General features: G+C 51.1%; 26 protein-coding genes. 17 read left to right on the top strand and 9 right to left on the bottom strand.

The window, feature by feature from the left end:
* Positions 1 to 119: 119 nt before the first annotated feature.
* From INT19_RS09940 to INT19_RS09925, 4 genes are all read right to left on the bottom strand, one after another.
* On the bottom strand, positions 120 to 593 hold the full coding sequence (locus tag INT19_RS09940) for a GAF domain-containing protein (RefSeq protein WP_193060624.1): 474 nt from the start codon (positions 591 to 593) through the stop codon (positions 120 to 122).
* A 79-nt stretch (positions 594 to 672) separates the two neighbouring features.
* Positions 673 to 1,464 (bottom strand): MetQ/NlpA family ABC transporter substrate-binding protein, encoded by a 792-nt coding sequence (locus tag INT19_RS09935; protein WP_193060623.1) that lies wholly within the window; start codon positions 1,462 to 1,464, stop codon positions 673 to 675.
* Positions 1,465 to 1,578: 114 nt separating this feature from the next.
* Positions 1,579 to 2,232: a methionine ABC transporter permease gene (locus INT19_RS09930; RefSeq protein ID WP_089038188.1), complete on the bottom strand. Its 654-nt coding sequence runs from the start codon at positions 2,230 to 2,232 to the stop codon at positions 1,579 to 1,581.
* Positions 2,213 to 3,256, bottom strand: a complete 1,044-nt coding sequence (locus INT19_RS09925) for a methionine ABC transporter ATP-binding protein (protein ID WP_089038189.1) — start codon at positions 3,254 to 3,256, stop codon at positions 2,213 to 2,215. Before INT19_RS09925 ends, INT19_RS09930 begins: the two co-directional genes overlap by 20 nt.
* Before the next feature lie 460 nt (positions 3,257 to 3,716).
* On the opposite strand from INT19_RS09925, the gene INT19_RS09920 reads away from it, so the two are divergent.
* From INT19_RS09920 to moaE, 10 genes are all read left to right on the top strand, one after another.
* Positions 3,717 to 4,343 carry a riboflavin synthase subunit alpha gene (locus INT19_RS09920; RefSeq protein WP_193060622.1) on the top strand — a complete coding sequence of 209 codons (627 nt, stop codon included), beginning with the start codon at positions 3,717 to 3,719 and terminating at the stop codon, positions 4,341 to 4,343.
* Between the two features lie 199 nt (positions 4,344 to 4,542).
* Complete coding sequence (locus INT19_RS09915) at positions 4,543 to 5,841, top strand: NCS2 family permease (protein ID WP_089038191.1); 1,299 nt, start codon at positions 4,543 to 4,545, stop codon at positions 5,839 to 5,841.
* Between the two features lie 34 nt (positions 5,842 to 5,875).
* Positions 5,876 to 6,421 (top strand): adenine phosphoribosyltransferase, encoded by a 546-nt coding sequence (locus INT19_RS09910; protein WP_089038192.1) that lies wholly within the window; start codon positions 5,876 to 5,878, stop codon positions 6,419 to 6,421.
* 8 nt (positions 6,422 to 6,429) lie between these two features.
* On the top strand, positions 6,430 to 6,909 hold the full coding sequence (gene gpt, locus INT19_RS09905) for a xanthine phosphoribosyltransferase (RefSeq protein WP_009723428.1): 480 nt from the start codon (positions 6,430 to 6,432) through the stop codon (positions 6,907 to 6,909).
* Between the two features lies 1 nt (position 6,910).
* On the top strand, positions 6,911 to 7,594 hold the full coding sequence (ung, locus tag INT19_RS09900; RefSeq protein ID WP_193060621.1) for a uracil-DNA glycosylase: 684 nt from the start codon (positions 6,911 to 6,913) through the stop codon (positions 7,592 to 7,594).
* Between the two features lie 97 nt (positions 7,595 to 7,691).
* On the top strand, positions 7,692 to 8,321 hold the full coding sequence (upp, locus tag INT19_RS09895) for a uracil phosphoribosyltransferase (RefSeq protein ID WP_038483772.1): 630 nt from the start codon (positions 7,692 to 7,694) through the stop codon (positions 8,319 to 8,321).
* A gap of 88 nt (positions 8,322 to 8,409) precedes the next feature.
* Complete coding sequence (locus tag INT19_RS09890; protein WP_193060620.1) at positions 8,410 to 9,639, top strand: uracil-xanthine permease family protein; 1,230 nt, start codon at positions 8,410 to 8,412, stop codon at positions 9,637 to 9,639.
* A gap of 41 nt (positions 9,640 to 9,680) precedes the next feature.
* Complete coding sequence (gene mobB, locus INT19_RS09885) at positions 9,681 to 10,232, top strand: molybdopterin-guanine dinucleotide biosynthesis protein B (RefSeq protein ID WP_193060619.1); 552 nt, start codon at positions 9,681 to 9,683, stop codon at positions 10,230 to 10,232.
* A 60-nt stretch (positions 10,233 to 10,292) separates the two neighbouring features.
* A complete protein-coding gene (gene moaC / locus INT19_RS09880) occupies positions 10,293 to 11,087 on the top strand; it encodes a cyclic pyranopterin monophosphate synthase MoaC (RefSeq protein ID WP_193060618.1) in 795 nt (264 codons plus the stop codon).
* Between the two features lie 4 nt (positions 11,088 to 11,091).
* The gene (gene moaE, locus INT19_RS09875; RefSeq protein WP_089038196.1) at positions 11,092 to 11,568 is read left to right on the top strand and encodes a molybdopterin synthase catalytic subunit MoaE; all 477 of its coding nucleotides are present in this window, start codon (positions 11,092 to 11,094) and stop codon (positions 11,566 to 11,568) included.
* Between the two features lie 36 nt (positions 11,569 to 11,604).
* On the opposite strand, the gene INT19_RS09870 is transcribed toward moaE, so the two are convergent.
* Positions 11,605 to 13,203: a ribonuclease J gene (locus INT19_RS09870; protein WP_089038197.1), complete on the bottom strand. Its 1,599-nt coding sequence runs from the start codon at positions 13,201 to 13,203 to the stop codon at positions 11,605 to 11,607.
* A 276-nt stretch (positions 13,204 to 13,479) separates the two neighbouring features.
* Between INT19_RS09870 and purU the strand changes: the two genes are divergently transcribed.
* Both purU and INT19_RS09860 read left to right on the top strand, forming a co-directional pair.
* Complete coding sequence (gene purU / locus INT19_RS09865; RefSeq protein ID WP_089038198.1) at positions 13,480 to 14,334, top strand: formyltetrahydrofolate deformylase; 855 nt, start codon at positions 13,480 to 13,482, stop codon at positions 14,332 to 14,334.
* Positions 14,335 to 14,419: 85 nt separating this feature from the next.
* A complete protein-coding gene (locus INT19_RS09860) occupies positions 14,420 to 15,091 on the top strand; it encodes an energy-coupling factor ABC transporter permease (protein ID WP_193060617.1) in 672 nt (223 codons plus the stop codon).
* A 57-nt stretch (positions 15,092 to 15,148) separates the two neighbouring features.
* Here the strand turns inward: INT19_RS09860 and lexA are convergent, their stop codons facing one another.
* Positions 15,149 to 15,826, bottom strand: a complete 678-nt coding sequence (lexA, locus tag INT19_RS09855; RefSeq protein ID WP_193060616.1) for a transcriptional repressor LexA — start codon at positions 15,824 to 15,826, stop codon at positions 15,149 to 15,151.
* Between the two features lie 334 nt (positions 15,827 to 16,160).
* Between lexA and INT19_RS09850 the strand changes: the two genes are divergently transcribed.
* The 4 genes from INT19_RS09850 (at position 16,161) to INT19_RS09835 (ending at position 19,076) form a co-directional block, all read left to right on the top strand.
* Positions 16,161 to 16,838: a TetR/AcrR family transcriptional regulator gene (locus INT19_RS09850; protein WP_038483793.1), complete on the top strand. Its 678-nt coding sequence runs from the start codon at positions 16,161 to 16,163 to the stop codon at positions 16,836 to 16,838.
* The gene (locus INT19_RS09845; RefSeq protein WP_193060615.1) at positions 16,816 to 17,337 is read left to right on the top strand and encodes a L,D-transpeptidase family protein; all 522 of its coding nucleotides are present in this window, start codon (positions 16,816 to 16,818) and stop codon (positions 17,335 to 17,337) included. Before INT19_RS09850 ends, INT19_RS09845 begins: the two co-directional genes overlap by 23 nt.
* Positions 17,338 to 17,418: 81 nt before the next feature.
* Positions 17,419 to 18,429 carry a beta-N-acetylhexosaminidase gene (gene nagZ / locus INT19_RS09840; RefSeq protein ID WP_089038202.1) on the top strand — a complete coding sequence of 337 codons (1,011 nt, stop codon included), beginning with the start codon at positions 17,419 to 17,421 and terminating at the stop codon, positions 18,427 to 18,429.
* 68 nt (positions 18,430 to 18,497) lie between these two features.
* Positions 18,498 to 19,076: a hypoxanthine-guanine phosphoribosyltransferase gene (locus INT19_RS09835; protein WP_089038203.1), complete on the top strand. Its 579-nt coding sequence runs from the start codon at positions 18,498 to 18,500 to the stop codon at positions 19,074 to 19,076.
* Positions 19,077 to 19,085: 9 nt separating this feature from the next.
* Here the strand turns inward: INT19_RS09835 and ppsR are convergent, their stop codons facing one another.
* Complete coding sequence (ppsR, locus tag INT19_RS09830) at positions 19,086 to 19,919, bottom strand: posphoenolpyruvate synthetase regulatory kinase/phosphorylase PpsR (RefSeq protein ID WP_193060614.1); 834 nt, start codon at positions 19,917 to 19,919, stop codon at positions 19,086 to 19,088.
* Between the two features lie 455 nt (positions 19,920 to 20,374).
* Between ppsR and ppsA the strand changes: the two genes are divergently transcribed.
* Entirely contained in the window at positions 20,375 to 22,759 is a 2,385-nt protein-coding gene (gene ppsA, locus INT19_RS09825) for a phosphoenolpyruvate synthase (protein WP_193060613.1), read from the top strand.
* A 100-nt stretch (positions 22,760 to 22,859) separates the two neighbouring features.
* Here ppsA and INT19_RS09820 read toward each other — a convergent pair whose 3' ends face one another.
* Together INT19_RS09820 and rraA are read right to left on the bottom strand one after the other, a co-directional pair.
* The gene (locus tag INT19_RS09820) at positions 22,860 to 24,746 is read right to left on the bottom strand and encodes a glycerophosphodiester phosphodiesterase family protein (RefSeq protein ID WP_193060612.1); all 1,887 of its coding nucleotides are present in this window, start codon (positions 24,744 to 24,746) and stop codon (positions 22,860 to 22,862) included.
* 67 nt (positions 24,747 to 24,813) lie between these two features.
* Complete coding sequence (gene rraA, locus INT19_RS09815) at positions 24,814 to 25,308, bottom strand: ribonuclease E activity regulator RraA (protein WP_038483805.1); 495 nt, start codon at positions 25,306 to 25,308, stop codon at positions 24,814 to 24,816.
* Between the last annotated feature and the right edge of the window lie 165 nt (positions 25,309 to 25,473).

Below are 25,473 nucleotides of genomic sequence, written 5' to 3'. Positions count from 1 at the left end.
TGACATCGTGGAGGTCGGCGGTTCAAATCCGCCTGGTCCTACCAAATACTTAAAAGCCCCATGCTTCTTAGCATGGGGCTTTTTTTATGGCTAATCGATAAAGCTAGTCGATAAAAAAGCTAGTCGATAAAGAGGGGGAGGTCAGTCTGGCGAATAAACGTAGCCACCAGTGCCTCAATACCCGCCTGGTCTTCTTGACTAAAGCGTGCGTGCTGGGGGCTGTCTAGGTCGAGCACTCCCCAGAGATAGCTGTCGATCACGATGGGAACAACGAGCTCTGAGCGAGAGTCAGCATCGCAGGCGATGTGATCGGCGATAGAGTGAACGTCATCAACCCGTTGGGTAGCTTGTTGGCGGGCGGCAGCCCCGCAAACGCCTTTGCTGAAGGGGATTGGATGGCAGGCAGGTTTGCCCTGAAATGGGCCAAGGCTGAGTTGGTTGGGCTGGCGCTGCAAATAGAACCCCACCCAGTTGATGTCGCTCAGGGCATGTTGAATAAAGGCACAGGTTTGTGCGCTGTTGGTTAGCCAGTCGCGTGTGTCTAGCAGAGCTTCAAGCTGCCGATTAAGCAACGCATAATCAACACTATGCATACGAATTCCTTATAGGATTAAACACATCAGGCCAGCCCTAAGGCTGGCCTGATTACATCGATAGAGAAAACCGTGCTGTTTATTCGATCCAGCCGGGTACAGCTGCGCCCTTAAACAGTTCTTCTGCTTTTTCGATGACCTCGTCGCGCTGATAAGCGTCAACAAGTTGACGGATTTCTTCACGATCTTCGTCTCCGCCCCGTACCGCAATCAAGTTAACGTAGGGAGATTCAGGACCTTCCTTGATTATCGCGTCACTCAGGCTCAAGCCAGCCGGTTGGGCGAACGTATTGTTAATGAACGCCATGTCGACGTCTGGTAGTACACGGGGTAGTTGTGCCGCTTCAATTTCGCGGAAACGGAAGTTGCGTGGATTTTCAGCGATGTCGATGGGGGTAGCTTCCAGGTTGCTCGGATCATTAAGTGTGATCAGGCCCTGGTTGTGCATCAGAATGAGTGCACGCCCTTCATTAGATGGGTCGTTGGGCAGCGCGATTTGAGCGCCATCGGGCAGCGCTTCGATGCTGTCGTATTTCTCAGAGTATGCGCCGATCGGGTAAACAAAAGTGTAGCCCGCAATGGCAAGATCATATCCACGGTCATTGACCATCGCCTGTAGGTACGGTTCGTGCTGATAAGCGTTCGCGTCTAAACTGCCATCGGCGAGGGCGGCATTCGGCGTGACGTAGTCGGTGAATTCAATGATCTCGACGTTTAGGTCATACTCTTCTTTGGCAATTCGAGCCGCCACTTCCATGACTTCGGTTTCTGGGCCTGCCACAGTGCCCATTTTGATGGTGCGTGTTTCTGCGTTGGCAACGTTAACTGCAAGGGCTATGGCGGTCAGGCTGCCGATAAGTAGTTTTTGCATGGTGTCACTCCTGTGGCTCAGTAAAGGTTGGATGTGATTATGCGGCAATAAGAAATAAAATTCTAATGCGTTTTGGTTATATTCGACTATGCCGATAAAAGATGCAGACTATCGTCACTTGCGATCGCTTTTGCGCACCAAATAGTCGCCCAGGCTTTGGAAGCCTTGAACCATCACCACCAGTATAACGACGGTAATTAACATAATGGTGGGGTTGAAGCGGTTGTAGCCATAGCGAATGCCTAAATCGCCCAGGCCACCGCCACCTACGGCGCCCGCCATGGCAGAGTAACTGACCAGTGTCACTAACGTAATCGTTAGCCCCGTGATAATGCCGCCCCTTGCCTCAGGGATCAGTACCTTGGTAATGATCTGCCAAGGCGTTGCGCCCATTGATTGAGCAGATTCAATAAGCCCCGGCGATATCTCGTTAAGCGCCCCTTCGATTAGCCGAGCTACAAATGGAATAGCCGCAATAGTTAACGGCACTGAGGCGGCATTAATACCAATAGAGGTGCCGACCAGCATGCGGGTGAACGGGATGATCGCCACCATCAAAATGATGAACGGAATTGAGCGGCCAACATTGGTAACAATGCCTAGCACTTGATTGAGTGCTGGCATCGCTAATATCTGGCGAGGGCGAGTCACGTAGAGCATGACGCCAAGCGGCAAGCCGAGCAGGGTGGCGATCACGCCTGAAATAGCCACCATGTAGAGCGTATCCAGCGTGGCTTGTAAAATAAGATCAAACATTGCGCTGGACATGACCAAGTACCTCTACCTGTAGTTGATGTGCTTCTAAATAAGCCATTGCTTCCTGAGTTTGAGCGGGGCTGCCGAGCAGCTCTGCAATCATCAGCCCTAAGGTGCGGTCTTGAATGGACTCGACCTTTGCCTGGAGGATGCTGACATCAACGCTGCACTCCCGCGCTAAGCGTGAAATAAGCGGCGTCGAAACAGCATCACCCGAAAACGTTAGCCGCACGACGGGATGAGTATGTTCGCTCGGTGTATCGCTTAAACGCTCGATCAGTTCTTTAGGTGGGCTTAGCTGCAAAAAGTCGTTCAGGAATTCCCTACCCAACTGTGTGATAGGCGCAGTAAAGAAATCACCGACCTCGGCGTCTTCCACTAGCTCACCGTCGGAAATGAGGCTTACTCGGTGGCAAATAGATTTCACAACTTCCATTTCGTGAGTGATCAACAAAATGGTGATGCCGAGCTGCTGATTAATTTCTCTCAACAGCTCAAGAATAGAGCTGGTGGTCTGGGGGTCTAGTGCGGAAGTGGCTTCATCGCACAGTAAGACGTTGGGTTTGCTGGCCAGTGCGCGGGCGATGGCAACACGCTGCTTTTGACCACCAGACAGCTGGGCTGGGTATTGTTTGGCTTTATCAGCCAGGCCCACCAGCTCCAGCAGCGGCAATACGCGCTCTTTTATAGCACTGCGGCTTTCGCCCATTAACTCAAGGGGAAGTGCCACATTATCAAATACCGTACGCGTTGTTAGCAGATTGAAATGCTGGAAAATCATTCCAATACGGTGTCGGGCACGGTTTAACTCGCCGCGACTAAGGCGGGTCATTTCCTGGCCATCGACTGATACGCTGCCAGTGCTTGGGCGTTCAAGTAGGTTGACACAGCGAATAAGGGTCGACTTACCTGCGCCCGAAAGGCCAATAACGCCGTGAATGGTGCCTTTGGGAATCGTTAAATTGACATCTTTTAGGGCATGAACGGCACTATTGCCAGTGCCATAGGTTTTACTAACGTTGCTAATTTCAATCATAGCGTCTGCCTTAACGGTAGGCCGAAGACGGAGTGCGAGGGAGCAAGCGTAGGGCGGGAAATAAAAAAAGGCCACCCTTGCGGGTGGCCATCAACGCTGGACACACCCTTTTAGCTGCACTTCACCAAGCCATTAGCTTGGTGGACGCCCGCAATCTGGGTACAAATCGGCGTCATTACATTTGCGGCGAAAGTCTAAAGAGTGGTGGGTGTCTTGTCAATTAGTGCCGTTCTATTTCATGTTTTAATGCAATAATTCAGGTTTATTTTCTGAGTCAATGATTTTTGTTAGTGATTGATTCTGATGAGTGCTAATGCGGCGCTTGTTATCAGAAAAAAAGCCGTTTCAACGTTTGTATCAAGGCTTCTGGCTGCACACGGGTTGGGTATTAGTAGTAAGCTTGCACAGAATTTTAGTACCTGTTTTGACTTTAATACGTTGAGAAAGAGGGCGTAGCAATATGTTTACTGGCATTGTGCAAGGCGTGGCTGAGGTCGTCGCTGTTAAAGAGCTGGAAGAGTTTCGCACCCACGTAGTCGCATTGCCGGAGGCGTTGCGTGGAGGGCTCACTCTTGGTGCGTCGGTAGCCCATAATGGTGTTTGCCTGACGGTAACCGCGATAGAAGATGGGAATGTCAGTTTTGATCTGATGCGTGAAACGTTGCGTTTGACAAATCTTGGTGCAATTGCACCAGGTCAGTGCGTCAACATAGAGCGCGCGGCGCGTTTTGGTGATGAAATTGGTGGCCACTCCATGTCAGGCCACATTATTTGTATGGCCAATGTGGTGGCAATAGAAGAGGCGCCCAACAATCGTCGGCTTTGGTTTTCACTGCCTGAGAGAGTCGCTAAATTTGTATTCGAGAAGGGATACATTGGTGTTGATGGTATCAGCTTGACGGTTGGTGACGTGCGCCCCGCAGCCGATGGTGCTGGGGTTGAGTTCAGTGTCAACCTGATACCGGAGACGCTGGCGCGTACAGTTTTAAAAGATCGCTTGCTAGGCGACAAGGTCAATATCGAGATTGATCCGCAAACCCAGGTGATTGTTGAAACAGTCGAAAGGGTGTTGGCGAGTCGTCTTTAGTTGTGTTTTTTGTCTTACCGTTGACCAATCGGTTAGCTCATGGCCTGAAGTTTGCTATTCATAATAGATAGGTGGGGGAGTTCCCACCAACACTAGCGGCACACGAGGCGCTCGCAACGCGTAGAGCCTTTAGGTAGTATGTGCGGCTTTTCTCGCATCAAGGGACGCATTTTGCGTAAGCGCGAAGGATAAAAACGACATGAAACTTCTGGACAATTACTTCAAGCTCACCGAGCAGAAGACCAATGTAAAGACCGAGTTGATCGCAGGGTTTACCACGTTCCTCACGATGGCTTATATCATTTTCGTCAACCCGAGCATTCTCTCGGAAGCGGGGATGGATTACGGCGCGGTATTTGTGGCTACCTGTGTCGCCGCTGCCATCGGCTGTTTTGTCATGGGGCTTTGGGCAAACTATCCGATCGCGCAAGCACCAGGTATGGGGCTGAATGCCTTTTTTACCTACGGTGTGGTGCTGGGAATGGGCTATACCTGGGAGGCGGCATTAGGGGCTGTCTTCTTCTCCGGCCTGACGTTCTTCCTGCTAAGTATTTTTAAAATCCGCGAGTGGATCATTAATTCTATTCCACTCTCATTGCGTTTGGGGATTGCCGCGGGTATTGGCTTATTCCTTGCGATGATCGCACTCAAAAATGCCGGTATTGTGGTCGCTAATCCAGCCACCTATGTGGCACTGGGTGATTTGTCCCAGCCACCCGCACTTTATGCCTTGTTGGGCTTTTTCGTTATTACGGCGCTTTCCTACCTGCGCGTGACCGGTGCGGTAATGATTGGTATTTTGGGCATCACGATCCTTGCGACGCTGTTCGGCCATAACCAGTATGGCGGTATCATGTCGATGCCGCCTTCGATTGCACCTACCTTTATGGCAATGGATCTAATGGGCGCACTGGATGTGGCGATGCTAAGCGTCATTTTTGCCTTCTTGTTTGTGGACCTGTTTGATACGTCAGGCACGTTGGTAGGGGTGGCTCACCGCGGCAAACTGCTGGATGAAAATGGCAAGCTGCCGCGCATTGGTCGCGCTATGATGGCCGACAGTACCGCGTCTATGGCGGGTGCTGCATTGGGTACTTCGACAACGACTAGCTATATTGAATCAACTGCGGGTATCGCTTCCGGTGGTCGTACGGGGTTAACGGCGGTTGTGGTTGGTGTGCTGTTTTTAATTAGCCTTTTCTTTGCGCCGTTAGCAGGTTCTATTCCGGCCTATGCGACAGCAGGGGCGCTGCTTTACGTGGCCGTTTTGATGGCGGGTAGTTTAGCCCATGCAAACTGGGAAGACCCAACCGACGCTGCGCCGGTACTGATCGCTGCCCTGGCTATGCCGCTGACGTTCTCAATTGCTGAGGGAATTGCGCTTGGCTTTATTAGCTATGTTGCGATTAAAGCGCTTTCGGGACGGTTCAGCGATTTGAACCCCGCCGTCATAACGCTGGCGCTACTGTTTGCAGCAAAATTTCTTTTCCTGGGTTAATTACCCGCTTTATCTTTAATCAATGAGAGACGCGATGAGCATCTACGGCGACTACATTAAGTCCGTTATTCGCACGGTTCCTGACTGGCCAGAGCAGGGCGTAAATTTTCGTGATATCACACCGCTCCTGCAAAATAGTGCTGCCTTTCGTAAGCTGATTGATAGCTTTGTGCATCGCTACCAGGAAATGAACTTAGATGCCATCGCGGCGATTGATGCCCGTGGCTTCATCATTGGTGCGCCCTTAGCCTACGAGTTAGGCTGCAGCTTTGTGCCCGTTCGCAAGAAGGGCAAGCTGCCTTTCAAGACGATCAGTGAGACTTACACGCTTGAGTACGGCCACTCTGAAGTTGAGCTTCATGCCGATGCTTTCCAGAAAAATGACCGTATCCTGCTGATGGATGATTTGATTGCCACTGGCGGTACTATGCTTGCAGCAGCGAATCTAATTCAACGCTCTGGTGGGCACGTGGTGGAAACCGCAACTATTATTGATCTGCCTGAGCTGGGCGGTTCCCAGAAAATTCGCGACGCTGGCTATAGCGTATTCGCGGTATGTTCATTCACCGAAGACGAGTAACGCCTCTTATGAGCAGCGAACGCTATCATCAGCACTTCACCATTTCCTGGGATCAACTGCACCGCGACGTGCGTCAACTTTGTCATCAGCTAATTGAACGAGATTTCAAAGGTATCGTCGCGATTACCCGTGGTGGATTAATACCTGCGGCGCTTATCGCCCGTGAACTTAATATTCGCTTGATCGATACCGTTTGTATCAAAAGCTATGATCATATGGATCAAGGCGGTTTAGACATCATGAAGGGCGTTGACCATGATGGTGATGGTTGGCTGTTGGTTGATGATCTAGTAGATACCGGTAAAACTGCCCGTGCTGTTCGTGAAATGCTGCCTAAGGCGCATTTCGTGACAATGTATGCCAAACCAGAAGGGCGTCCTCTGGTTGACCAATACCTTACCGAAGTGGCTCAGCAGTGTTGGATCCAGTTCCCTTGGGATATGGGCATTGCTTATGTTGAGCCGCTGGCGGATCAACTGAAGAAGTAATATGGCTAACCCGCTACCCGACGATTGGAATCAATGGCTTGGGCAAGAATTTCAGGCTGACTATATGTCAGCCCTGAAAGCATTTTTGGCCCAAGAAAAATCAGCCAAAAAAGTTATCTACCCGCACTCATCGCATTGGTTTCGCGCTTTTGAGCTGACACCTTTAGCCGCTGTGAAAGTGGTTATTTTAGGGCAAGACCCTTATCACGGCCCAAATCAAGCTCATGGGTTGTGCTTTTCGGTGCAGCCGGGTATCCAAGTGCCTCCCTCTTTAGTCAATATTTATAAAGAATTAGCTGCTGATGTGGGGTTTACGCCCGTGCGGCACGGCTTTTTGGAGTCTTGGGCAACCCAGGGTGTGCTGCTGCTTAACACCGCATTAACGGTTGAGCAGGGTAATGCCGCTTCTCATCGTGGCAAGGGGTGGGAACACTTCACCGACTGCGCGATTGAAACCGTCAGTCGGTATGCTGAACCGTGCGTTTTCTTGTTGTGGGGCAGTCATGCGCGCCAGAAGAAAGTCCTGATTGATCAGTCGCGCCACTTGGTGCTGGAATCCCCGCATCCTTCGCCACTCTCAGCGCATCGAGGTTTTTTTGGCAATCACCACTTTTCCCGTGCCAATCAGTTTTTAGCAGAGCATGGGCGTTCGCCGATTGAGTGGCAATTGCCGGAAACCCCTTAACCTGCTGGTCAGTTGCGGGTAGAATGGCGCGCAATTTTGTAAGCTTGTCGATGCGACTTAGGTCGCCATCCTGAATCCCATGCAGCGAGGAAGTCCCATGAGTGTCTACGCCATTAATCATCCGCTTGTTCAACATAAGCTGGGACTGCTGCGCGAAGCCGATTTGAGCACCAAAAGCTTCCGAGAGCTAGCAGGCGAAGTGGCTAAGCTGCTGACCTATGAAGCAACAAAGGGGCTAGAGCTCGAGGATCATGAGATTCAAGGCTGGAACAACGAGCCTATTGCGACGCGTCGTTTGAAAGGCAAAAAAGTAACGGTTGTGCCAATTCTGCGCGCCGGCTTAGGCATGCTGGAGGGCGTTACTGACCTGATTCCTAGCGCACGCGTCAGCGTGGTGGGTCTTTATCGGGATGAAGAAACTCTTCAACCGGTGCCTTATTTCGCCAAGTTCGCCAATGATATTGAAGAGCGCATGGCACTTGTCATCGACCCGATGCTTGCGACCGGTGGCTCAATGGTGGCGACGTTAGATATGTTGCGTGAGCGTGGTTGTGAGCATATGAAAGTTATCGTGCTAGTAGCTGCCCCTGAGGGCATTAAGCGTGTTCAGGATGCGTACCCAGATGTTGAGATCTACACCGCATCCGTTGATGACCGGCTAGATGAGCACGGCTACATCGTGCCTGGTTTGGGAGATGCAGGCGATAAGATCTTCGGAACGCGCTAAGCACCCCGACTAACAATGCCCCTTACGCTTCGCGTTGGGGGCATTTTTTTGGCTAACCACCGACAATGAAAACATTGGAAACATTTAGATGAAACATTCAGCAAGTCATGAGTCTTGGCCCAAAATGCTGCTGACAGGTGCGCAAATGCTATTCGTAGCCTTTGGTGCACTGGTATTGGTTCCGCTGTTGACTGGTCTAGATCCCAGTGTCGCACTATTTACCGCGGGTATTGGTACGCTGGTGTTTCACGGAATTACCAAGCAGACGGTGCCGGTATTCTTGGCGTCATCATTTGCGTTCATTGCTCCCATTCAAGGCTCGATAGCAAGCTTTGGCGTGTCAGCCACGCTGGGTGGCTTAATGGCAGCAGGGGTGGTGTACGTTGCCATTTCTCAAGTAGTACGTGTTAAAGGCACTGCTTGGCTGCACAGGCTGTTACCGCCTGTCGTGGTCGGACCAGTTATTATGGTGATTGGTTTAGCATTGGCGCCAGTCGCTGTCAGTATGGCTACAGGAGAGACAAGCGATAACATTGGTTATGGTCAAGCGATTTTCCTTTCCATGGCCAGTTTGCTGGTAACGCTGATATTAGCTGTTTTCGGGCGTGGAATTCTTCGCTTGGTGCCGATAATGGGTGGTATTGCAGTGGGGTATGGTTTGGCGCTTGTTATGGGCGTTGTCGATTTCACTGCGGTGCGTGATGCTGCTTGGCTATCATTGCCCAGCTTTACCGCGCCGAGTTTTCACTGGGCGGCTATTTTGTTCATGATTCCTGTCGCGATTGCTCCTGCGGTGGAACATATCGGCGATATGGTGGCGATAGGCTCAGTGACACGCAAAAACTATTTAGAGAAGCCTGGTCTTCATCGCACCTTGTTAGGCGATGGGCTGGCGACAATGGCGGCTGCGCTGTTTGGTGGTCCTCCCAATACAACCTACTCAGAAGTAACGGGGGCAGTGACGCTGACTAAGGCATTCAACCCCATGTACATGATCATCGCCGCGGTGATTGCGATTGTACTGGCCTTTGTAGGCAAGCTGGGCGCGTTACTGCAAACTATTCCGGGCCCTGTAATGGGCGGTATTATGACGCTGCTGTTTGGTTCGATCGCAGTGGTTGGTATGAATACCCTGGTGCGTGCAGGCCAGTCATTAACTGCGGCGCGTAATCTCGTGGTGGTTTCGTTAATTTTAGTATTTGGGATAGGTGGAATGCAGTTTGGAGGTGGTCAGTTCACTCTCCAGGGCGTGAGCTTAGCCGCGTTAGTTGGCATTGCGCTAAACTGGCTGTTACCCGCTGAAAAAGAGGGCGAATAGCCACTCAATCATACCCACCGGTTGGTCATTGGGAGTTGTTAATGGAAGAGGCAATTGATAGTCCATTTCCTGTACTCGGCATTGCCGCGTGGAGTGGGACTGGTAAGACGACTCTGTTAGCGCAGCTTTTGCCTCGCCTGCGCGAAAAGGGGCTCAGGGTGGGGGTGATAAAGCATGCCCACCATAGCTTTGATGTCGATCAGCCAGGAAAAGATAGCTATAAACTTCGTCAGGCTGGCGCTGCGCCTATGTTGATTGCATCCCGAGAGCGTTTTGCCATGATGCAAGAGACACCTGGCCAAGAAGAACCGGATCTTGGCTACCTCTTGTCACTGATGATTACCCAGGCGCCAGATTTGGTCATTGTGGAGGGCTTTAAGGCGTGGCCAATTCCTAAGCTAGTCCTGTACCGTGCAGGGATTGGCGATGTTTCTATTGTCAGTGGCGACTGGGTACAGGCGGTAGCGTCAAGTGGCTCGCTGCCTCCATCAATTATCCCAACAGTTAAGTGGCTGGACCTGAATAATATTGAAGCGATCACTGAGTGGGTAATCGAGTGGATGGATGCTCAACCCAATGCTGTGGCTAACTAAATTAGCAGCTTCCAAAACAGTATTTTTATAACACCGTGGCTTGATTAAAAAGGTAACGATATGCAGCTAACTCACCTCAATAAACACGGCGAAGCCAACATGGTCGATGTCGGAGATAAGCGAGAGACTCGCCGCGAGGCGGTAGCGTCTGGGCGTATCGTTATGCAGCCTAAAACGTTGCAGCTGTTGAGTGATGGCGAGTTGCCTAAAGGCGATGTACTGGCGACCGCGCGCATTGCGGGTATTCAGGCAGCAAAGCGCACGCATGAGTTGATCCCGTTGTGCCATTCATTAGCGCTTTCAAAAGTCTCTGTAGATTTCGCTATTGATCACGCTAACGGCTGTGTTGAAGTCTCCGCACTTTGCCGCCTTAACGGACAGACCGGGGTGGAAATGGAAGCTCTGACGGCCGTGTCGGTGGCTTGTCTGACGCTTTACGATATGTGTAAAGCGGTGGATAAAGAGATGCGCATTGACGCCATTCAATTGGAAAGTAAGCGGGGCGGTGTTCGTGGCGATTATCAACGAGGTGTGCCAGAACCAATTGTGACTGGCGGTGGCGTTGCAGGAGAGGTTCGCTTAGGCGAGCGATGTGCATCCCCTTGCGTGCGGGTTAAGTTTCTTGCTGAGCTGCGTGAGCGGGTAGAAGAGAGTGACCTTGCCATTGGGCTTGATCAACTGCCAAGTCGAGATGTGGCGGGGTTGAAAGCGGCGTTAAGCGCTATGGATGCACGCTTTAATGTGTTGTCAGAGCAGCGCACGTTGTGTGCTATCAATCAAGTGATGGCCAACGATAGTGCGCGCCTTACTGATGAGGATGAAGTGGCCTTCTTTCCTCCAGTGACGGGTGGGTAATCAGATGGCTGATATTACAGAGACTGAATTAGATATTGCTGTAAGGGTTCAAGAAGCAGCGTTTAAAATGGATGATGGCTATGAAAGTGCGCTGCGCAAGCGCACCGATATCGGCGCTATTGTCACCTTCACGGGATTTGTGCGCGACTTTAATGAATCCCCTGATGTTATTGGGCTGACTCTTGAGCACTACCCAGGGATGACCGAGCGCACATTAACGCAGATTGGTGAGCAGGCAGGTCAACGCTGGGCGTTACAGGCCGTACGGATTATTCACCGCATTGGTGATTTGACGCCGGGAGACCCTATTGTGCGCGTTCTGGTGGCCAGTGCTCATCGCCGCGATGCTTTCCAAGCCTGCGACTTTATTATGGACTTTTTAAAAACCCAGGCGCCGTTTTGGAAGAAAGAGCACTCCCGCCAGGGGGCTTACTGGGTAAAAGAGCGGCATACTGATCAGCAAGCTGCAGAACGCTGGTAGACGATATTGCCAACAGCATCAATATCGCCAATGGCTTTAACTATCGCTAATGGCTTCTGAAGAGGGCGTTTCGGTTGCCATTATTTGTAAATGTACGTCTGGCATATGCTGAAGGTGATTAGCGAGCCAATGAATTAGCCTCGGTTGCAGTGCTTGACGCAAATCGGCCAATGTCTCTGCTGCTATTTCTAATAACTGATCATCTAGCCATTCGCTGAAACTATCTTCATCGAGTGGGCTGGTACCGCTGGCATCCAGCATCAAACGACCAATGCGGCACCAGCCAGTGTCGGTAGCCGTAACGGGAAGCGCTAAGAACAAACTGCCGCGCCGCGATGAGTGAGAGCCGGTATCGAGCCCTGGATGAGGCACGACGCTGTTCTGATTAACGATGCAGGGCGGCTGGGGATAGCGTGCTTCGCAGCGTAAGCCTAGATTGTCGAACATCAACATGTCGCCGTTTACCGGTGCGAGCGGGGCATTAATGCCGAGGCTGGTGGCAATTTCTTGATGGGCAGCCTGATGGCGCGCCTCCCCATGCACCGGCAGCAATGTTTTTGGCCGAACCCATTGATACAGTTTTCTCAGCTCATCTTCGGCAGGATGCCCAGTCGCGTGTAATTCTGGGTGGTTCATCTCATCGAAAATTGACACCCCAAGCTGCGCTAGGCGTTTTTTCAGTTGTTCAATAGGGCGCTCGTTGCCTGGTATGGCTTTGGCAGAAAAAATGATGCTATCGCCTGGCTCAAGATCCACAAACGGGTGCCTCCGCTGTGCTAAGCGTTGCAGTGCTGCACGTGGTTCACCTTGGCTGCCCGTCGCAATAATCACCACCTCTTCTGGCGGCAGGTAGCCTAAATCATGGGGTGGTACTAGCGGTGGAAAGTCGTCTAGATACCCTAGGCCCTTCGCGACACTCACCATGCGTTCCATTGAACGGCCCATCAAGCTGACGCGTCGGCCGCACTGTTGGGCGGCAATTCCAATCGCTAATACGCGGGCAAGGTTGCTGGCAAAGCAAGATACCACCACGCGTCCTGTGCACTGTTTTAAGGTGTGAGCGAGTGCTTTAGCAACATCTCCTTCACTGCCCGAATGGCCGGGCATCGGGGCGTTAGTGGAGTCGCCTACGACGAGATCGATAGGCGCGAGCGCACGAAATTGAGCAGCGTTAATGGGCGAACCAATTAATGGGGTAGGGTCTAGTTTCCAGTCCCCGGTGTGTAGCACGCGATAGTCGCCTGCCTGCATTAGGATTGAGCAGCTTTCTGGAATCGAATGGGTAACGTGAAGGTAACGCAGCGTGAAGGGGCCGAGCTCCATTGCATCACCTGGTTCCACAACGTTTATAGCGGCGCTACTAAGCTGATGTTCTGCAAACTTATGGCGCAGCAATCCCGCCGCTAACGGCGTTGCAAAAATAGGGCAATTCCACCTGGGCCAGAGCCACGCCACGGCGCCAATATGATCTTCATGGCCATGGGTAATGTAGAGTGCCTTTGGGGTAATGTTGAGTGCTGCTAATGTATCTGTATTGGGCACCTGCAGCGGGGAATTGGGTAGATCTTGGCGAATCATCATGCCGCAGTCGACGGCGATCCACTCATCATCGTATCCATACAACGTAAGGTTCATTCCAATTTCACCACACCCACCTAGCGGCAGTAGGCGCAGGGGAGGGCGACGGCGGGGACGAAGTTGAACGCGTGGTGGGTGCATCAGTAATGAAAAGCCTAAAAAGTAAGACCTTAACTATACGGGAAGGCAGGGGCGGGTAACAATCATCGTGGCATTTGGCTGCGGTGCTTCCTTGATAAGCATAAGGTACACTATTTCGCCTATATACCGCTTCCCTACCGCTGGTAGGTGCTTGTCGAACGTGCCGTTAAAATATGTCAAGAGTGTTTATTTATGTCTCATTATTACCGTTTGGTGGTTTCTTGCCCTGATCAAGTGGGCATTGTGGCGCGTGTCTCAAGCTTTATTGCTCAACAAGGTGGTTCTATCACTGAAGCAAGTCAGCACTCTGATCTTGAGACCGGCCGATTCTTCATGCGATACGAAATTTTGGCAGATTCGTTGGGTATGTCGGCGGAGGCGTTACGTAGTGCGTTTGAGCCGGTGGCTAAAGCCTTCAATATGCAGTGGTCGCTCGTCGATACTCAAAAGCGTAGGCGTGTGGTGTTGATGGTGTCGCGGGAGTCTCACTGCCTGGTTGATCTGCTTTATCGTTGGCAGGCTGGGGAGCTTGATTGCGATATTGTCGGGGTTATTTCAAATCATGAGGATATGCGATCACTCACTGAGTGGTATGGCATTCCTTACCATCATGTGCCCGTAGATCCTGATAACAAGCAGGCTGCTTTCGAGCAGGTGCAAGCGCAGATTGATAGCGCAAGGGCTGACTGCGTTGTGCTGGCACGTTACATGCAAATTTTGCCACCTTCGCTCTGCTCGCGTTACGCGGGACGGGTGATTAACATCCACCACAGTTTCTTACCCTCTTTTGCCGGTGCTAAGCCCTACCATCAAGCTTACCAGCGTGGCGTTAAGCTAATCGGAGCTACCTGTCACTATGTCACTGAAGAACTGGATGCTGGGCCGATTATTGAACAAGATATTCATCGGGTAAGTCATTGCCATACGCCAACGGATCTCGTGCGCTTTGGGCGCGATGTCGAAAAAGCGGTATTGGCGCGTGGTTTACGATGGCATTTAGAAGACCGGGTATTAATCCATGGCAATAAGACCGTGGTGTTCAGCTGATCATGTTGTTTAGATACGCAGCGTTTTTAGTCAATTCGAGTTTACAGCTGGCTTGTCGTTAGCTGACGGGTAGATAGGGGCATCCATGTCTTTCGCGCAAAGTGTTTTAGCTCCCTGGGCATTGTTGCTGACGTGGTTGGTATCGTTGAGCGTACTTGCGTGGATGATATGGCTGCGCCCTTGGCGAGTGCTGATAGGCGATGTGGCTCTTCAGCATCGGTGGTTAGCCGCGACGCTCGCTGTGGTGTTGATGTGGCAACTGCGTGCTCAGGCAGTCGATTGGTTAACCCTGCACTTAGTCTTCACCGTCTTAATGACGTTGGTATTCAAAATGCCTCTCGCATTAATCAGCAATGTGCTGATTAATGTTGCGATGTCAGCCATTGGCCGTAACGAATGGGCGTTACTAGGCGCTAATGTGTTGGTAACCGGCATTGTACCTGCGGTCATTACCGGTCTGGTATGGCGATGGGTAGACCGGCGCCTGCCGGATAACTTGATGATCTTTTTATTCGTATGCGGCTTTTTTGGCGCAGCGCTGGCAACACTGGCAGGAGGGTTGTCGGCGGTCTTGCTAATCATGGTGGCGGGTACCGACTCTGAAGCTGTGTACTTAGCCCAAGAGTATGCGCGCTTCTTACCCCTGTTAATGCCCTCCGAGGCTTTTATCACAGGGATGTTACTCAGTATTTTATTGGTGTATCACCCGAGTTGGGTAGCTACGTTTAATGACCGTCGCTATATAGACTCTCAGTAAGCGTGAAAGCCGGTAAGGCATCTAACGATTGCCTCACCGGTATTCATAGTGGCTCGCTTATCCCAGTGCTTGGCCGTTACCGCCACGTATGACACCAACTCCCACCCCTTCAATATCCAACTGCTGCGTACGTAGGTCAATTTCTATGGGCGCAAAGTCGCTGTTTTCAGCAATCAGTGTCACCGTATGGCCCTGTCGTTTAAAGCGTTTTACAGTGACTTCATCTTCTAGCCTTGCCACCACAATCTGGCCATCACGAACCCGGTCGGTGCGATGCACGGCAAGAAGGTCGCCTTCCAGTATGCCAACATCCTTCATTGACAAGCCTCGCACCCGAAGAAGGTAATCCGCTTTGGGGGTAAAATATTCAGCGGGGAGTGGGCAATAACGATCAATGTGTTCCGCTGCTAGAATCGGGCTTCCTGCGGCCACCTCTCCGATGACTGGTAAGCCATTCGGTAGCGGTTCTACGTTGGCGGCAGGCGCTGTTGCTGATACATCACTGATATCCTGCGGTTCCTGATTAGGCAGTCGAATCCCCCGCGAGGTATTGCGAATGATGCGGATGGCACCTTTACGCTCAAGCGCTCGTAAATGCTCTTCAGCAGCGTTAGGAGAACGAAAGCCTAGCGCTTTGGCAATTTCTGCGCGGGTCGGTGGATAGCCAAATTCAGACATCGTTTTAACAATAAAATCAAAAACATGCTGTTGACGGGCAGTAAGTGGACGCGACATAACAAACTCCAAAAAATTGAACAAGACAGTGGCTACATGTCGGCTTAAACAGTATGTGGTTAAGTATACAGTATGTTGCTCTGTCCAGTACATGCAAGAGCGCTTGCAATGGCAGTCGCTGTGGTAAGTACATCAGAATTAGAGGGAGAGTGATGAATTTGGAAATGCTGCAATCTCAACGGCAAACTCGATAGCGTCATTCGGTAGGTGTTTGAATATGTGTCCAAGGCGCTTTTTTGCGTTGGGCAAAAAGCTAAAGATAAGTGATTGAGCCAAATAGCGTTATGGCATAGTATTTAACGATGTTTTAAACACTCGTTTTCTGGAGGGCGCTATGGCGCAATCTGATACGGTAACACGTATCCTCGATACCGCTGAGGTGCTGTTTGCCGAGCGTGGTTTTGCCGAAACATCGCTACGCAATATCACCAGTAAAGCGCGGGTTAATTTGGCGGCTGTCAATTACCACTTTGGTTCTAAAAAGGCGCTTATCCAAGCGGTGTTTGCGCGCTATTTAGACCCCTTCTCGCAACGTTTTCATACGGCGCTTGATGAGCTGGAAGCGCAGTACAACGGTGATGTGATTCCGCTTGAAGTGCTGTTGGAAACAATGGCAAGCACGGTGTTGGCAGTGCCAGCTGAGCGCAATAGCCTGAAGGTGTTTATGCGTCTGCTAGGGTTGGCGTATAGTCAGGCACAAGGGCATTTACGCCGTTATATCCAACAGCAGTACGGAGACGTGTTTACCCGCTTTACTGAGCTGGTGCGCCAGGCAACGCCAGATTTACCTGATGCTGAGCGTTTTTGGCGACTGCATTTCATGCTGGGCACCGTGATTTTTACGCTGTCGGGTTTAGATGCGCTGCGTGACATTGCCGCGAAAGACTATAATGAGCAAGTAACCGTCAGGGATTTGGTAAGACGTTTACGCCCTGTCGTGGTTGCTGCCATGAATGCTCCGCTACCGCCTGCTGCTGATGAAGGACATTATGCGAACGCCCACGCTAGCTGAACTACCCCCGCAGAATGGTGGTTGGATAGAAATCAATATCAAACACCAGCAGCTATGCTGGTGGCAAGGGCTTACGCTGCAGTACACGTGCGCTGTGTCCACCGGTGAGAAAGGCGTAGGGCAGCAGGAAGGCAGTGGTCAAACCCCTCTGGGATGGCATTATATCCGCGCATCGATAGGTGGCGGTTTAGCTGATAATGCTGTTTTTCGGGGGCGACGGTGGACTGGGGAGGTGTTTACGTCGGCGCTTGCGGCGGAATTCCCTCATCGTGATTGGATATTAACGCGCATTTTGTGGCTCTGTGGTTTAGAGAGAGGAGTGAATCGCGGCGGGGATGTCGACACTCAGCGTCGCTTTATCTACCTTCATGGCACGCCACCTGATCAACCGATGGGTGTGGCTGCTTCACATGGGTGTATTCGGTTGCGCAATGACGATCTGCTTTATCTTTTTGAGCATGCGCCGCCGGGCACACCTGTTTGGCTTCATAATGGCTAAGCGTAGGCAGCTTATTATTGATTTTTTGACACGAGAGATTGATCAACTAAAATTGACGGCCCTTTTGTTGGATCCATCACAATGACTCAATCTTTAGGCCCGGTCATGCTTGACCTTGAAGGGCCGCGATTAACCAAAGCTGAAAAACATCTTTTGATGGACCCTGCTGTGGGCGGTGTCATTTTATTCGCTAGAAATGTCGAGAATGCTTACCAGGTTAGAAAGCTTTGCAGTGATATTCGTCGGGTTCGCGGCGAGCTGTTACTTGGTATTGATCAAGAAGGCGGTCGCGTTCAGCGAATTAAAGAAGGCGTTACTCGCATGCCAGCCATGGCACGCATTGGTGATCAATTCGCTGAGGATTCGGCATCCGGTCTTGCACTAGCAAAAGATGCGGGTTGGTTGCTGGGGATGGAAATGGCTGCTTGCGGTCTGGATATCAGCTTTGCGCCTGTTTTAGATGTCGAAAGTGGTATCTCTAGCGTTATCGGTGATCGTAGCTTCAGCACCGACCCTGCACACGTCGCTGCGCTGGGTCAGTGTTTTATCAACGGTTTGCATGAAGCGGGTATGGCGGCGGTAGGTAAGCATTTTCCTGGCCATGGTGGCGTTGCCGCTGACTCCCATGTGGCGTTACCTGTGGATGACCGTCCGCTGGCGCTTATTAAACAGCGCGATCTTGTTCCGTTTAGCCAGCTTGCTACTCAGCTTGATGGTGTTATGCCTGCCCATGTTATTTATAGTGCGTTTGACTCACGTCCTGCTGGCTTCTCTCCTAGTTGGTTGGGAATGTTAAGAGAGTCCCTGGGGTTTAAAGGCTGTATCTTTTCAGATGATTTAAGCATGGCGGGTGCTCATGAAGCGGGTGACCCGAAGGAGCGCGCCAGGGCTGCCCTTGCCGCAGGATGCGATATGCTATTGGTCTGTAATGACCGCTCAGCAGCGTTAGACGTTGTTGAAGCATGCCAAGGATTACACAGTAAACGACCAATCAAGCTACGCTATGGGCGAGCCCGTCCAGATGTGGATGCGCTAACGGCGCTTGGCCGCTGGCGTCGTACCCATGCCAAATTAGAAGCGTTGGCGAACTAACCCCATCTTTTCTTAAATTATTTCGTTTTTAAGTCACTGACTAGTTAACCCCTTCTTGGAGTAACCCGATGTCCAAACTGGATAAAGAGGCGCTTGAGTCGCTTGACTCAATGCGTGAGCTGATGGATAACGCTGACTGCTTGATTTCTCAACAACAAGTTGAGCGTGCACTGGATCGAATGGCTGAGGAAATTAGTAAAGATCTAGGGGATAAGTTACCGGTTTTTTACTGCGTTATGAATGGCGGCTTGATCACAACAGGGCACCTGCTAACCCGATTAGGTTTCCCTCTTGAGGTTGATTATTTGCACGCCACCCGCTATCGCAATGAGTTGCGTGGTGGCGAACTTTTTTGGCGCGTTTCTCCAGAAATTCCCATGGCAGGGCGCCACGTCGTCATCGTCGATGACATTCTTGATGAAGGCTCTACGTTAGCCGCTATTCTTGCCTACTGCGAGGAAGCCCAAGCGGCGAGCGTTACAACGGCCGTGCTGGTGGATAAGCAGCATGACCGTAAAGCGGTACCTGGCTTAAAAGCCGATTACTGTAGCCTAGAGGTTGCAGATCGTTACGTGTTCGGTTTTGGCATGGATTACAAAGGCTACTGGCGTAATGCCCCTGGAATATTTGCTCCCAAGGGCATGTAATGCTCTGGCCTAGCGGGGCGAGAAGCGCCTAGCTAGGCCTGTCTCTGCAATCATTCGGGTTGATATCTCTTCTACTGAAAAGCGTGTCGTATCGATAAACGGGATGTGCATCGAGCGATATAACGACTCAGCCTGTTCAACTTCTTGCAAGCACTGATCCATTGAACTGTAGCGACTGTTGGGACGGCGCTCGTTGCGTATTGCTGCTAGCCTGCGAGCATCAATTGTCAGACCAAACAGCTTGTGTCTATGGGGGGCGAGTGCCTTGGGTAGTTTTAAACTGCCATCTTCATCCAAGTCATCTTCGGTTAATGGGTAGTTAGCTGCTCGAATACCAAATTGAAGCGCTAGATAAAGTGAGGTGGGTGTTTTGCCGCAACGTGAAACGCCAACCAGAATAATGTCGGCTTTATCGTATTGGTGCGTTCGTGCGCCATCATCATTATCTAGCGCAAAATGGACGGAATGGATGCGATCCATGTAGACATCATCGCTACCAATCGAGTGCGTTCTGCCGACGCTGTAAGAGGAGTGCGTTTCTAACTCTTGCTCTAGGGGTTCTAAAAAGGTAGAGAAGATATCCACCTTGAAGCCTGAGGCCTGTCGAATGACGTTACGGATATCCTGATCCACAATGGTATCAATGATAATCGGCCGATGGCCGTCACGGACGGCGGTAGAGTCGATTATCTCCGCTAAAGCTCGAGCCTTTTCCAGCGTATCAATGTAGGGCTTTGTCAGCATGTTAATTTCAACATCACTAAATTGAGCTAACAGGCTACGCCCAAGGCTTTCTGCCGTAATGCCAGTACCATCAGAAATAAAAAAGGCTGTTCGCTTCATCACTAAATCCGTCAATAAATAAAGTTGTATTGTGGGGTGGGGCGTGGGTTAGCACAATCGTTGCCAAGCCATTCATTTTGCAGTTCGTTTTAACGCTTATTTAAGAAACCTCTGATTAACTATTGCGCTTGTCCATACTGCGTTAAAAATCGCCTCGTGCGCGAGTCCGATCAAAATGCTCATTTACAACCCGTAAACTCGAACGCGAGCCCGGTCCTTTTTTCGTTGATTTTTTCCTTGTCTGGCCTGCGCTCATAACGTTAATCAGAGGCTCCTTAATAAAAATTACCTCATTAAGACTACATAAAAAGCCCTTTATTGCACTTTGTTGTAAAAATCCTCCACTCCGTTCGCTATTAGACCAATGGCGAATGCGGCGGGGCGATGCTAGTGTGACATGGTCAATTAGAGTCGGCCTGTCAGGTCGCAAAGCAGTCTAAAAGCGAGGGGGTTGCGTGGAAGAGTACATTCTATGGTTTGATCAGCTAGGTATGGCAGACGTCGAACGTGTGGGTGGTAAAAACGCTTCGCTTGGCGAAATGATCTCGAACTTATCAGGTGTGGGCGTGACAGTGCCGGGTGGATTTGCCACGACGGCCCATGCCTATCGTGAGTTTCTCTCTCACGAAGGACTAAATGACCGCATCAACGCCACCCTTGCTCGCCTGGATGTCGATGACGTTAAGGCATTGGCAGAGGCTGGCAAGACTATCCGCCAGTGGATTATTGATACGCCACTTCCCCCTGCATTTGAACATGCTTTACGCGGTGCCTATGAGCAGCTTCAGGCTAAGCATCCCAGCTTAAAAGTTGCCGTTCGCAGCTCAGCAACAGCAGAAGATCTGCCTGATGCGTCTTTTGCTGGTCAGCAGGAAACGTTCCTTAATATTGAAGGTTTTGACAATATTAAACAGGCGGTGCACGAAGTGTTTGCATCGCTATTTAATGACCGCGCGATCTCTTACCGCGTACACCGCGGCTACGCCCATGAGAATGTTGCGCTGTCTGCGGGTGTGCAGAAGATGGTGCGTTCTGAGACAGGTGCTTCCGGGGTTATGTTTACGCTGGATACCGAGTCTGGTTACCGCGACGCAGTGTTTGTCACTGCTTCCTGGGGGCTTGGTGAAACCGTCGTCCAGGGGGCTGTCAATCCTGATGAATTTTATGTGCACAAGCCCACGCTTGAGGCTGGCCGTCCCGCAGTGCTACGCCGGACGCTAGGCTCTAAACTGATCAAAATGATCTATGGGCAAGATGCCAGTGCTGGTAAATCGGTTGAAACTGTTGATGTGCCTCTGAACGATCGTGGTCGGTTCTGTATTAACGATGAACAGATCATGGATCTTGCACGGCAAGCCATGACCATTGAAAAACATTACCAGCGTCCGATGGATATCGAGTGGGCACTGGATGGTGATGATGGTCAGCTTTACATCGTTCAAGCGCGTCCTGAAACTGTTGTTTCACAACAGGAAGGAGGAAAGTTAGAACGCTTCCACCTGCGTGAAAAAGGACGCACGCTGATTACCGGGCGGGCGATTGGTCAGCGGATTGGGCGTGGCACGGTAAAAACAGTGCTTAGCCCAGAAGAAATGGACAAGGTCCAAGAGGGTGATATCCTGGTGACAGACATGACCGACCCGGATTGGGAGCCGATCATGAAGCGTGCATCAGCGATTGTTACTAATCGCGGTGGACGAACCTGTCACGCGGCCATCATTGCCCGGGAACTGGGTATACCAGCGGTGGTCGGTTGCGGAGATGCAACCACTCAGCTTAAAGAGGGCATTGATGTCACGGTGTCCTGTGCCGAAGGTGACACGGGCCACGTATATGAAGGGCTTCTGGCATTTGACTGTAAGGTTTCAAGTGTCGATGCGATGCCTGAGATTCCCTTCAAGATTATGATGAATGTGGGTAACCCGGACCGTGCATTTGGCTTTGCTGGCTTACCCCACGCTGGGGTTGGTCTTGCTAGGCTGGAATTCATCATTAACCGTATGATCGGTGTTCACCCCAAAGCGCTGTTGGATTACGACACGCTGCCTGCTGATCTTCAGCAGGTCATCGATTTGCGTACTGCCGGTTACGATGATCCTGTTAGTTTCTATGTTGATAAGCTGGTCGAAGGCATCTCAACCCTGGCCGCTGCTTTCCATCCTCAGCGAGTGATCGTAAGGCTCTCTGATTTTAAATCAAATGAGTACGAAAACCTCATTGGTGGCAAGCTTTATGAGCCCGGTGAAGAGAACCCAATGCTTGGCTTCAGAGGGGCCTCGCGTTATATCTCGGATGCCTTTAGGCCCTGTTTTGAGCTTGAGTGCCGAGCGCTGAAGCGGGTTCGTGAAGAAATGGGCTTTGATAATGTTGAAATCATGGTGCCCTTTGTTCGCACAACCGATGAAGCGCGCGAGGTCGTAGAGTTGTTAGCGGCTAATGGCTTACCGCGGGGCGGTGAGGCTAATCCTGATGGCTTAAAAGTTATCATGATGTGTGAGTTACCGGCTAACGCACTACTGGCTGATGAGTTCCTCGAGTACTTTGATGGTTTCTCGATTGGTTCCAACGATTTGACCCAGCTGACGCTAGGTCTTGATCGGGACTCGGGTATCGTTGCGCATCTGTTTGATGAACGAAACCCAGCGGTGAAAAAGCTGCTAGCAATGGCTATCAAAGCCTGTAAAGCACAAGGCAAATATGTTGGCATTTGTGGTCAGGGCCCTTCTGATCATCCGGATTTGGCCAAGTGGTTAATGGAACAGGGAATTGATTCTGTCTCCTTAAACCCAGATGCGGTGCTTGAAACCTGGTTTATGCTGGCGGGTGAAACCATCGAATAATACTGCTGGCTCGCAACACCAGTGAGTGACATAGTGGGTTGAGTTGCTCATCTTCGCCCGGCCATTGGCCGGGCGACTGGGAATCATAGAGAGGCTTTTGCTATTGGCGTAGCCAGTTACGCAGTTTTACCAGCATTAGGCCGCCGTCGCTCAGCGCACGGCGGTCTTCTATTAGCTCGCTCAAACGGTCTGGATAGTCAGTGATTATCGCATCAACCCCAAGATCAATCAGTGCCGACATGCGCGTTCGGTCATTCACTGTCCAGGCATGTATTTCGTAGTTATAAAGCGCCGCCAATCGAATCTCTTGTGGTGTGATACGGTTATGACGCAGGCCTAAAGCATCGAATTGGCGTCGATCCAGCGTGCCAGCCAAGATCAGTTGGGCGAGTAAGGTAATGCGCAATTGGGGGGCTTGCTGTTTTAAATAAGTCACCATACTGGGTGACATTGTCGCCATGCGCATTTCTAGGAATACATTTGGAAACCCGCAGTTCGCGTTCGCATTGAGCGCGTTATCCTGGGTTGCCCAGCAGCGATAACGAATGTCACTTTCTGCCTCAAGGGTTGCTAATACGGCGCGAGCAAGCCTCTCTTCGTCGCCAGGCGAGGGCTTCATGTCAATCATTAAGCTGGCGCGTCCTCGCACTAGCGCCAAAGCATCATCCAAACCAGCAATCCTTTCGTCTTGAAAGGCATCGCCAAACCAGCTGCCGACATCAACTTTGCTCAACTCTGCTCTAGTGAGTGAGTCAAATTCTCGCCGATCGCCTGTTAGCCGGGCCAAGCTGCGATCATGGTAAAGAAGCACCTGGTTGTCAGCACTCAGGCGAACATCCAGTTCTACAGCATCGGCACCGTCTTCAAGCGCTTGTCTTATCGCGGATAAGGTATTCTCCGGCGCTACCATCGAGCTTCCTCGGTGGGCGATGACCGCTACGTTATCGCGTATTTCAAAGCTATTGAGTATCCACCATGCTTGTAGCCCCGCCAGTAGCAGTACGCTTAGTTCAATCGCCCACGCAAGGCGACCAGGATGGGCGTGTTCCGACCGAGGCGAAGGGCGTGTCTCTCGAAAAGCCAGTTGCAAGTATAAGCACGCTGATAGGAGGGCATTGGTGGCAATACCTAAAAATGTAATGGTTAACGTAACCAGTACGTAGCTGGTTAAATAAGCCAACATCGCTGGAATCAGCACGGCATTATGTTCGGGTAGCCCCCATAACAGAGGCGTCACGACACTATCAAATAGCCATGTAGAGATAATCGGCAGACTGATAATGACGATCAGCAGTGTCAAGACCGCCACACCAATCGAACGATGCCAGCCGCGAGTTAAGCGCACGCTACGCTTAAGTGCTTGGAAAGGGGAGCAGTTGTCTAACGCTACTAACGGTAGTGCTAGTAACCAACGCAGGTAGAGCCACGCAGCAAGCCCAAGCCAGATAACCAGTAACGGCAGTGCGCAAGCAATAAAATACCACAGCGAGGCTGGGCGGGTTTGTTGTAAATAGTAGGGATCTATACCGCTTAACCATACATCATAAAGCCACGCTAAGCCCATCATAAAAGGGGCTAGAAGCAACAAGTGGGCTCCTACCTGAAGAATGACCAGACCCGCGAGTGCTGGTAAGCGGCGTGTGCTTAACCACAGTGCTTCAAAAGCGAGTCGGTAGTGGTTGTCTTTAGGTCTGACGGCCACCAGCAGCATGCCTGCTTGTTGCCAATAAATCAGTAAGAATGCAAAACCAAGACCCACGAGCAACGCAACTAAGCCCAGTGGGCTAAATAGCAGTGTAATCAGCGCATCATTGGTGACGACTGTTCGGTTGAGTTGCGCTAGTAAGGCCCGAGAGATCCACGCAATCAGTGGCACTACAAGAGCAGAGGCTAACAGGGTGAAGAGCAGGTGATAGGCAATGAGGGGACGAAGATGGTCGCGCAGAGTGTGGAGTAGGGTGTAGCCCAATTGGTTAAGCGGCTGCATGGTTACAATTTTGTCAGGGTTGAATTACCAGGGTGGCACTAAGTACCACACCTGGCAAGCCCCTGCCTTAGGAAAGCTCAAGCGGTTTTTCGGCGATAATAATGCCGTTGTTATCTGCGTAAAGCCATTGTCCAGTGTGTAACGTGGCACCTGCAAAGGTAATGGGTATATCGCGTTGTCCTTCACCGCGCTTTTCGCTCTTGCGCGGGTGGTTACCTAACGCTTGAACGCCAAGTGGCAGTGTGACAAGAATATCGACGTCTCGTACACAGCCATACATCACCACTCCAGCCCAGCCATTTTTAGCGGCTTGCTCGGCGAGCATATCACCAAGCATGGCACAGCGGTGTGACCCGCCAGCATCCACAACTAGCACTGCACCATCACCTGGTTCGGCAACAGCTTGCTTAACCATTGAGTTGTCTTCAAAACACTTAACGGTACGAATAGGGCCGTAAAAACTGTCGACGCCACCATAATTAGCAAACATCGGTTCAAGTACTATTACGTCAGGATTCGCATCACATAAATCTGGTGTGACAACAGGGGTTGCATATGTCATTACACGCTCCTATGAAGCATTGTCTTCAAAATTAGCCCATGAAGATCCATTGTTGAAAGTCAGGCGGCCATAAAAAAACGCCCCAGCCTGCAAGCAGGTTGGGGCGTTCGGTCATCGGCTCAAAAAGGAGACATTGTCATCCTTCTTGCGATGTTGCGAGCATCG

It is taken from the genome of Halomonas sp. 3A7M (assembly GCF_014897875.1).
Classification (GTDB): domain Bacteria; phylum Pseudomonadota; class Gammaproteobacteria; order Pseudomonadales; family Halomonadaceae; genus Vreelandella.
Note: the sequence above shows the minus strand (reverse complement) of the source record. Positions and strands in the feature narration are given on the sequence as shown.

Excerpts from the sequence above, each read along its gene's own strand:
- INT19_RS09940 (WP_193060624.1), bottom strand. The coding sequence starts at position 593 with ATGCATAGTGTTGATTATGCGTTGCTTAATCGGCAGCTTGAAGCTCTG.
- INT19_RS09935 (WP_193060623.1), bottom strand. The coding sequence starts at position 1,464 with ATGCAAAAACTACTTATCGGCAGCCTGACCGCCATAGCCCTTGCAGTT.
- INT19_RS09930 (WP_089038188.1), bottom strand. The coding sequence starts at position 2,232 with ATGTCCAGCGCAATGTTTGATCTTATTTTACAAGCCACGCTGGATACG.
- INT19_RS09925 (WP_089038189.1), bottom strand. The coding sequence starts at position 3,256 with ATGATTGAAATTAGCAACGTTAGTAAAACCTATGGCACTGGCAATAGT.
- INT19_RS09920 (WP_193060622.1), top strand. The coding sequence starts at position 3,717 with ATGTTTACTGGCATTGTGCAAGGCGTGGCTGAGGTCGTCGCTGTTAAA.
- INT19_RS09915 (WP_089038191.1), top strand. The coding sequence starts at position 4,543 with ATGAAACTTCTGGACAATTACTTCAAGCTCACCGAGCAGAAGACCAAT.
- INT19_RS09910 (WP_089038192.1), top strand. The coding sequence starts at position 5,876 with ATGAGCATCTACGGCGACTACATTAAGTCCGTTATTCGCACGGTTCCT.
- gpt (WP_009723428.1), top strand. The coding sequence starts at position 6,430 with ATGAGCAGCGAACGCTATCATCAGCACTTCACCATTTCCTGGGATCAA.
- ung (WP_193060621.1), top strand. The coding sequence starts at position 6,911 with ATGGCTAACCCGCTACCCGACGATTGGAATCAATGGCTTGGGCAAGAA.
- upp (WP_038483772.1), top strand. The coding sequence starts at position 7,692 with ATGAGTGTCTACGCCATTAATCATCCGCTTGTTCAACATAAGCTGGGA.
- INT19_RS09890 (WP_193060620.1), top strand. The coding sequence starts at position 8,410 with ATGAAACATTCAGCAAGTCATGAGTCTTGGCCCAAAATGCTGCTGACA.
- mobB (WP_193060619.1), top strand. The coding sequence starts at position 9,681 with ATGGAAGAGGCAATTGATAGTCCATTTCCTGTACTCGGCATTGCCGCG.
- moaC (WP_193060618.1), top strand. The coding sequence starts at position 10,293 with ATGCAGCTAACTCACCTCAATAAACACGGCGAAGCCAACATGGTCGAT.
- moaE (WP_089038196.1), top strand. The coding sequence starts at position 11,092 with ATGGCTGATATTACAGAGACTGAATTAGATATTGCTGTAAGGGTTCAA.
- INT19_RS09870 (WP_089038197.1), bottom strand. The coding sequence starts at position 13,203 with ATGAACCTTACGTTGTATGGATACGATGATGAGTGGATCGCCGTCGAC.
- purU (WP_089038198.1), top strand. The coding sequence starts at position 13,480 with ATGTCTCATTATTACCGTTTGGTGGTTTCTTGCCCTGATCAAGTGGGC.
- INT19_RS09860 (WP_193060617.1), top strand. The coding sequence starts at position 14,420 with ATGTCTTTCGCGCAAAGTGTTTTAGCTCCCTGGGCATTGTTGCTGACG.
- lexA (WP_193060616.1), bottom strand. The coding sequence starts at position 15,826 with ATGTCGCGTCCACTTACTGCCCGTCAACAGCATGTTTTTGATTTTATT.
- INT19_RS09850 (WP_038483793.1), top strand. The coding sequence starts at position 16,161 with ATGGCGCAATCTGATACGGTAACACGTATCCTCGATACCGCTGAGGTG.
- INT19_RS09845 (WP_193060615.1), top strand. The coding sequence starts at position 16,816 with ATGCGAACGCCCACGCTAGCTGAACTACCCCCGCAGAATGGTGGTTGG.
- nagZ (WP_089038202.1), top strand. The coding sequence starts at position 17,419 with ATGACTCAATCTTTAGGCCCGGTCATGCTTGACCTTGAAGGGCCGCGA.
- INT19_RS09835 (WP_089038203.1), top strand. The coding sequence starts at position 18,498 with ATGTCCAAACTGGATAAAGAGGCGCTTGAGTCGCTTGACTCAATGCGT.
- ppsR (WP_193060614.1), bottom strand. The coding sequence starts at position 19,919 with ATGAAGCGAACAGCCTTTTTTATTTCTGATGGTACTGGCATTACGGCA.
- INT19_RS09820 (WP_193060612.1), bottom strand. The coding sequence starts at position 24,746 with ATGCAGCCGCTTAACCAATTGGGCTACACCCTACTCCACACTCTGCGC.
- rraA (WP_038483805.1), bottom strand. The coding sequence starts at position 25,308 with ATGACATATGCAACCCCTGTTGTCACACCAGATTTATGTGATGCGAAT.